Origin of the sequence: Burkholderia sp. Se-20378, from assembly GCF_017104665.1 — a bacterium.
Taxonomy (GTDB): Bacteria; Pseudomonadota; Gammaproteobacteria; order Burkholderiales; family Burkholderiaceae; genus Burkholderia; species Burkholderia lata.
The window spans coordinates 1-6,491 of sequence record NZ_JAAGPG010000477.1; the positions used below are offsets into that span (position 1 = coordinate 1).

The following is a 6,491-nucleotide window of genomic DNA, read 5'->3' on the forward strand; positions in this document are numbered from 1 at the left end:
GGGCGGCACCGGCAACGACCGCGTCGACGGGATCGGTTGCGCCGGCGGCGGGCGTGAAGACCTGACGCTCGCCGCAACTGCCGAGGCCGCGTTCCTGTCGCCCAACTACCTCGCGCACCTCGTTCGCAAGGAAACCGGCAGCACCTTCACCGATCTCGTGACCGAGCGCCGGATCGCGCTCGCGCAGTCGCTGCTGGCCCACACGAGCCGGCGCATCGCGGATATCGCGCGCTCGGTCGGCTTCCGCGACGAAGGGTATTTCGCGCGGCGCTTCCGTGCGCGGGTCGGCGTGTCGCCGAAGGCGTACCGCGACGCGAATGCCGCGCTGCCGAACGGCGACGACGCACCGGCGGCCGCCGACGCGTAGTTTTGTCCCGGTAAAACGCAGTTGCGTCGCATCCGGCCGCACGGGCGTCGGGTATCGTTTCACGCATGCCGGCCCGTGTGCCGCACGGGCGCGGCATCCGTCTTCCCACCGAACGAGGCCATCCGATGTCCGCTTATGTCATCGACGCTGCCGAGCGTCCTTCCGTCGAAGTCGAACAGTCGTCCGCGCGCTTTCCGGTGCGCCGCGTCTTCTGCGTCGGCCGCAACTACGCCGACCACGCGCGCGAAATGGGCGCCGATCCCGACCGCGAACCGCCGTTCTTCTTCACGAAGCCGGCCGACGCGATCGTCCCGGCCAGCGGCACCGTCGCCTACCCGCCGCTGACGAACGACCTTCATCATGAAATCGAGCTGGTCGTCGCGATCGGCAAGGACGGCCGGTCGATCGACCCGGCCGACGCGCTGTCGCACGTGTGGGGCTACGGCGTCGGCGTCGACCTCACGCGCCGCGACCTGCAGGCCGAAGCGAAGAAGCTGAGCCGTCCGTGGGACTGGGCGAAGGGCTTCGACGCATCGGGCCCCGTGACCGCGCTGCGCGCGGCATCGGCCACCGGCCACCCGGCGACGGGCCGCATCTGGCTCGCAGTGAACGGCGACACGCGCCAGCAAGGCGACCTTGCCGACATGATCTGGGCCGTGCCCGACGTCATCGCGTATGTGTCGCGCTCGGTCGAGCTGAAGGCCGGCGACCTGATCTTCACCGGCACGCCGGCCGGCGTCGGTGCGCTGCAGCCCGGCGACCGCGTCACGGGCGGCGTCGACGGCGTCGCGACGTTCGAATTCGTCGTGGGCGCGAAGCCGTAAGTCGTAAGTCGTCACGCAGCACGCATGGTGGCCGCCTGCCCGGGGCCGCCGTGCGATATCCCGATTTTGGTCAGTCGTAGCGGCGCAGGAATGCGTCGGCGACGGCCGGTGGATTCAGCACCCTCGCCGATTCGTTTTCCAGCGCCTCGGCAGCGTCGTCGTCGCTGATCGACACGAACAGCGTGATCGCCGCCCTCTCGTCGCCCGTGCCGAACAGGCCTTCACGGTCGAGCAGGCGCAACGCCGCGATCATGTCGGCGTGCAGTTGCCGCGAAAATTCCGGGAATCTCGACCGGACAAACTGCGGACTCAGCACGTCATCGGCGAGCTTGCCGCAGATCGCATTGAACGGCGACGCTTCCGCCGCCGCGTACGCCCATTCGGAAAAGCCCCACGCATACCACGGGTCGTCGTCCGGGACGGCCTGTTGCTCGCGGATCCGGCGCAGCCCCTCGACCGAATTGGCCGCCGGCACCACCGTCATCGCGCCGCTGTCGGTATACAGCGCGAACGCGTAGAAATGCTCGTCCGGGTGCAGCGCCCGCAGCGCCCTGAATGTCGCCCTCGCGGCGTCGGCAATCTCCCGCTGGAAATCAGAAAAGTCGCTCATCGCATCCTCGTCCAGTCGCCCTGCGCGCGTCGGACAGGACGCGGTGCGCGGAGGGTTCGTCGTCTCCCGATATTCGACCGATTGTCCGCCAATCGCCCGCGGCACGGTAGCGCACCCATACCCGGGCCCGGTTCCGCGCCGCCGCATTCACTGCCCCGCGTCCCGCGCATCGAACACCCGCACGCAGACGGCCGCCGCCAGCGCGATCGAAGCCGACAGCAGCATCATCACGAGCGGCGCATAGCCCGCGTTGCCGGCCGTCAGCACCGCCCCCGTCAGCGACGAAAGTGCCGCGCCACCGGCGATCGTCATCGCGCCCGCCAGCCCCGACGCGCTCCCTGCCAGGTCCGGGCGCACCGACACCGCGCCGGCATGCGCGCCGGGATTGGTCAGCCCGTTGCCGATGCCGACCAGCACGCACGGCCCGAACCATGCGATCGCCTGCGTCGCGCCACCGAACATCAGCGCGAGGCCGATCAACGGCCCCGCGCACGCGACCACCCGTCCGCACAGGATCGTCGTGGCCAGCGCGTAGCGGCGCGCGTAGCGCGCGGCCAGGAAGCTGCCGCACACGAAACCGGCCGTGATGGTCCCCATGTAGAAGCCGATCTCCGCCGGCGCGATGCCGAACACCGTTTGCGCGGCGATTGGCGCGCCGGCCAGGAACGCGTAGAACGAGCCGGTCGAAAACGCCATGCAGAGCGCATAGGCCCAGAAGCGGCGCGCACGGAACAGCGCCGGATACGCGCGAAGCTGCTGCCCGAGGCTCGACGACCGGTTCGCATGGGTTTCGACGAGATCGAACGCACACCAGACGAACAGCGCGATGCCTACCGCGCCGAGCAGCCAGAAGCTCGCGCGCCAGCCCATCGTCTGGTCGAGCGCGCCGCCGAGCGTCGGGCCAAGCATCGGCGCAAACGCGGCCGCCATCGCCGCATAGCCGATCCGGCTCGCCGCTCGGGCACCGCCGCCGGTATCCCGGATCGTCGCCATCGACACCGGATAGACCGACGTGATCGCCGCCTGCATCAGCCGGCATGCCAGGAATGCACGAATATCGGTCGCCATCACACAGCCGAGCGAGCCGAGCGCGAACACGCCGACGCTCGCCAGCACGACCGGCCGCCGCCCGAACCGGTCCGACAGCGGCCCCATCACGAATTCGAGCGACGCGGCCACCGCCGCGTAACCGCCGAGCGACAACGCGACGAGCGCATAGTCGGCGTGCAGGTCGCTCGCGATGGCCGGCAACGACGGCAGGAACAGGCTCAGCGGCAGCACCGAGCATGCGCACAGCAGGATCAGCGTCGCGAGTCTCGGCGACGCCCGTTCGGAAGCGATCGGCAGGTTCGATTGCAAGCGGATGCCCTCCATGCACGTGCCGCACGGCCGTGCGCAATGCAAAAAAAAAGCCCCCGAACGAGTCGGGGGCGCATGGGTGCCGGCGCGGTGCCGCTACCGGACCCTGCGCCTGTGGACTACTACGATGATGAATGCTGCTTTCATGCCGGATGGCTCCTGATTGCCTGGCTGACTGCGTGCGAGATCGGACGATGGTAGGCCGACGATACCGGCCGCGTCAACGCCCTACCGCGCATGCACCGACACGAACTTCCGTGCGTTGTTGCGCTGGATCAGCACCGCGATCACGCTGCCGTTCGCTTCGAGCGTCGGTATGTCATCGGGCGTCTCGAGCAGCGTGTCGTTCAGTTCCAGCACGACATCGCCCGGCTGGATGCCCGCTTTGGCTGCCGGGCCGTGTACCGCGTCCACCATCATCCCGACCGCGAGCCCGGTCGAGCGGCGCTCGTCGTCGCTCAGCGCGTGCATCGTCAGCCCGAGACGGTCGCCGCCGTCGCTCGCGCCTGCCCCCGGCCCCGGTCGTGCAGCCGCCTTCGGCGCGGCCATGCCGACGGTCGCACCCGCGTTGCCGGCGGCTTCGTCGGCGCCCGTGATCGGCAGCATCACCGGCGCGCGGTTGCGGATCAGCCGCAGCGGCGCCTTCTGGCCGGGCGGCAGCGCGGCGGCCAGGGCGTTCAGCTCGGCCGAGCGGCCGATCGTCTTGTCACCCAGCTTCACGATCACGTCGCCGGGCTTCACGCCGGCCGCGGCAGCCGGCGAGCCGGGCGCGACGCCGTTGACGAGTGCGCCCGCCGGACGCGGCAGCCCGAACGCCGCGGCGAGCCCGATGCCCACATCCTGCACGTCGACGCCGATCGCATTGCCCGGCGACGACGCATCCGGCGCCTGGGACTGCTGCGCCTGCATCTGCTTCTGCAGTTGCGCACGCACCTTTGCGGCAAACGCGATCGGGATCGCGAACGTCATGCTCGCGTAACGGTCGGCGCCCGTATAGACCTGCACCGCGATGCCGATCACGTCGCCCGCGCGATTGAACACGGGGCCGCCCGAGTTGTCGGGGTTCGGCGCGATGTCGGTTTCGAAGAACGGGAACGCGCTGCCGTCCGGCAGCCGGTGCGACGTCGCACTGACGATGCCGGCCGTGACCGTGTTGCCCGATCCGTCCGGCGCACCGATCGTCATCACCGGTTCGCCCGCGCGTACCTTCGACGAATCGCCGACGCGCACGAATGGCAGCTTCGTTGCGTTGACACGCAGCACGGCGACATCGCTTTGCGGATCGACGGCCAGCACGGTCGCCTTGAATTCGCGGCGGTCCGTGAGCCGCACCGTCACGTCGGTCGCGTCGTCGACCACGTGGGCGGACGTGAGGATCAGGCCGTCGGCGCTGACGATGAAACCCGAGCCGCTGCCCGATACCGTGCGCGGCGCCGTGTCGGGTGCCGGAGCCTGTGGCTGGGGTTGCGCCTGCGTTTGCCCCTGCGGGCCTTGCGCGGGCGGAGGTGCGTCGTGCCGGAAGAACGCGGCGAGCGGATCGTCGGGATCGAGGATCGTGACGGATGGCCCGCCGGCCTGCTGGTCGGGTGCGGCGGTCATGATGGTCACGACTGCCGGGCCGTAGCGGTCGACGATCGCCGGAAAATCGACCGGCATCGTATAAGGCGTCGCGGCCGGCCGTTGCTTCATCGGATGTGGCGTGACGGGCGGCGCGAGGGTTCCGGCAAGGACGGCCGGCGGCGGCAGCAAACAGCCGGCAAACACGCCCCCGATCAACGCGGTGCGAAGCACGGCGCGAGCAAGCGTCTGGCGAACCACAGTGCACCTCCCCCGGGAGTCGCGGCGCCGACCTGCGCGAGACGCGCAGGCGCCCGACAAGCACCGGTACACGCATCCATTTATAGTCCACGCGGCCTGTTCGAACATACGAATCGAAACCCGAATGCCGGGCGGTACGGCAGGCGCGGAGCCGCGACGGTGGCCGTTTCGAACAAAGTGCGCGATTCGTCAATCCGCACAAGTCCGATTGTCGTGCGTGGGAGTGAGCGGTTCGTGGCGGGCAACGCCATGCACGCGCACCTTCGCTCTACCTGGAGGTCGACGCCTCTTCGAGAGGCGAGCGATCGCCCGCCATCACCGATCCAGCTCGCGCATTCATGACTCGATGCTCTTGTCGGGATCCCGAAGTGAAATCGCAGCGATACGGTAGCGGAAATCACCTGTGACGGGCGATGCAACCCGCGCGACCGACCGCCCTCATGTCACGCCCCACCCACCCGCTCCGCGATCGCCGACAGCATCCGCAACATCGGCTCGAACGCATCGGCCGACGTATTGCCGAAACCGAGCACGAGCCCGTTACCCGCCGATGCCGCATCGATCGAAAAACCCGACAACGGAAACGGCCCGATGCCATGCGCGCGCGCCGCGTCGACGATCGCACGATCGCGGTAGCGCGCCGGCAGCCGCAGCGCGAGATGCAGCCCGCACGGCCCGCCCTCGATCTGATGCGGCACGCTCAGGTTGCCGTCGAGCGCGGCGAGCAGCAACCGCCGCCGGTCGCGATACAGCCGGCGCATGCGACCGAGATGGCGGCCGTACTCGCCCGTCTCGATGAAATCGGCCAGCGCGAGCTGCACGTGGCGCGTCCCGCCGCGCAGCATCTCCGGCAACACCGGCCGCACCGCCGCCAGCAACGCGTCGGGCAGCACGAGAAAACCGATCCGCAGCGCCGGAAACATCGTCTTGCTGAACGAGCCGAGATAGACGACGGGCGAATCGGGCGCGAGCCCGTGCATCGCGCCGATCGGCTCGCCGGTGTGACGGAATTCGCTGTCGTAGTCGTCCTCGATGATCCACGCGCGATGCCGGCGTGCGGCATCGATCAGCGCGAGCCGGCGCGAGATCGACAGCACGGCGCCGGTCGGGAACTGGTTCGACGGCGTCGTATAGACGAGGCGCGGCGTCCGCTCGCGCCAGTCGTCCTCTTCGACCCGCAGCCCTTCCGCGTCGACCGGCATCGGCACGACGTCGAGGTCGGCCGCCTGCATCGCGGTGCGCGCGCCGCGATAGCCGGGCTCCTCGACCCACACCGTATCGCCCGGGTTCGTCAGCAACTGCGCGCACAGCGCGATCGCGCCCTGTGCGCCTTCCGTGATCACGATCTGCTCGGGATCGCAGCGCACGCCGCGCGTCACGGCCAGATGGCGCGCGATCGATTCGCGCAGCGCGCGCTCGCCGAGCGGATCGCCATAGCCGAGCAGGTCGCGGCCGGCGCGGCGCAGTGCGCGGTCGATCGCATGGCGCCACGCGTCCGCCGGGAAATGCGTGA

Annotated in this window: 6 protein-coding genes; 2 read left to right on the forward strand and 4 right to left on the reverse strand. The window is 69.6% G+C overall.

The annotated features are described in order from the left end of the window. Together G3N93_RS31680 and G3N93_RS31685 are read left to right on the forward strand one after the other, a co-directional pair. Nucleotides 1-367 (forward strand): helix-turn-helix transcriptional regulator (locus G3N93_RS31680; RefSeq protein ID WP_206134721.1); only part of this gene is annotated, 367 nt, incomplete at its 5' end. A gap of 125 nt (nt 368-492) precedes the next feature. After that, nucleotides 493-1,191, forward strand: coding sequence for a fumarylacetoacetate hydrolase family protein (locus G3N93_RS31685; RefSeq protein ID WP_034191239.1), 699 nt, complete (start codon nt 493-495; stop codon nt 1,189-1,191). Nucleotides 1,192-1,261: 70 nt separating this feature from the next. Here the strand turns inward: G3N93_RS31685 and G3N93_RS31690 are convergent, their stop codons facing one another. The 4 genes from G3N93_RS31690 to G3N93_RS31705 form a co-directional block, all read right to left on the reverse strand. Continuing rightward, the gene (locus tag G3N93_RS31690; RefSeq protein ID WP_206134722.1) at nt 1,262-1,801 is read right to left on the reverse strand and encodes a DUF4303 domain-containing protein; all 540 of its coding nucleotides are present in this window, start codon (nt 1,799-1,801) and stop codon (nt 1,262-1,264) included. A gap of 147 nt (nt 1,802-1,948) precedes the next feature. Continuing rightward, nucleotides 1,949-3,160, reverse strand: a complete 1,212-nt coding sequence (locus G3N93_RS31695; RefSeq protein WP_206134723.1) for an MFS transporter — start codon at nt 3,158-3,160, stop codon at nt 1,949-1,951. Nucleotides 3,161-3,388: 228 nt separating this feature from the next. Further along, nucleotides 3,389-4,978: a trypsin-like peptidase domain-containing protein gene (locus G3N93_RS31700; protein WP_206134724.1), complete on the reverse strand. Its 1,590-nt coding sequence runs from the start codon at nt 4,976-4,978 to the stop codon at nt 3,389-3,391. 443 nt (nt 4,979-5,421) lie between these two features. Next, nucleotides 5,422-6,491 (reverse strand): PLP-dependent aminotransferase family protein (locus G3N93_RS31705; protein ID WP_206134725.1); only part of this gene is annotated, 1,070 nt, incomplete at its 5' end.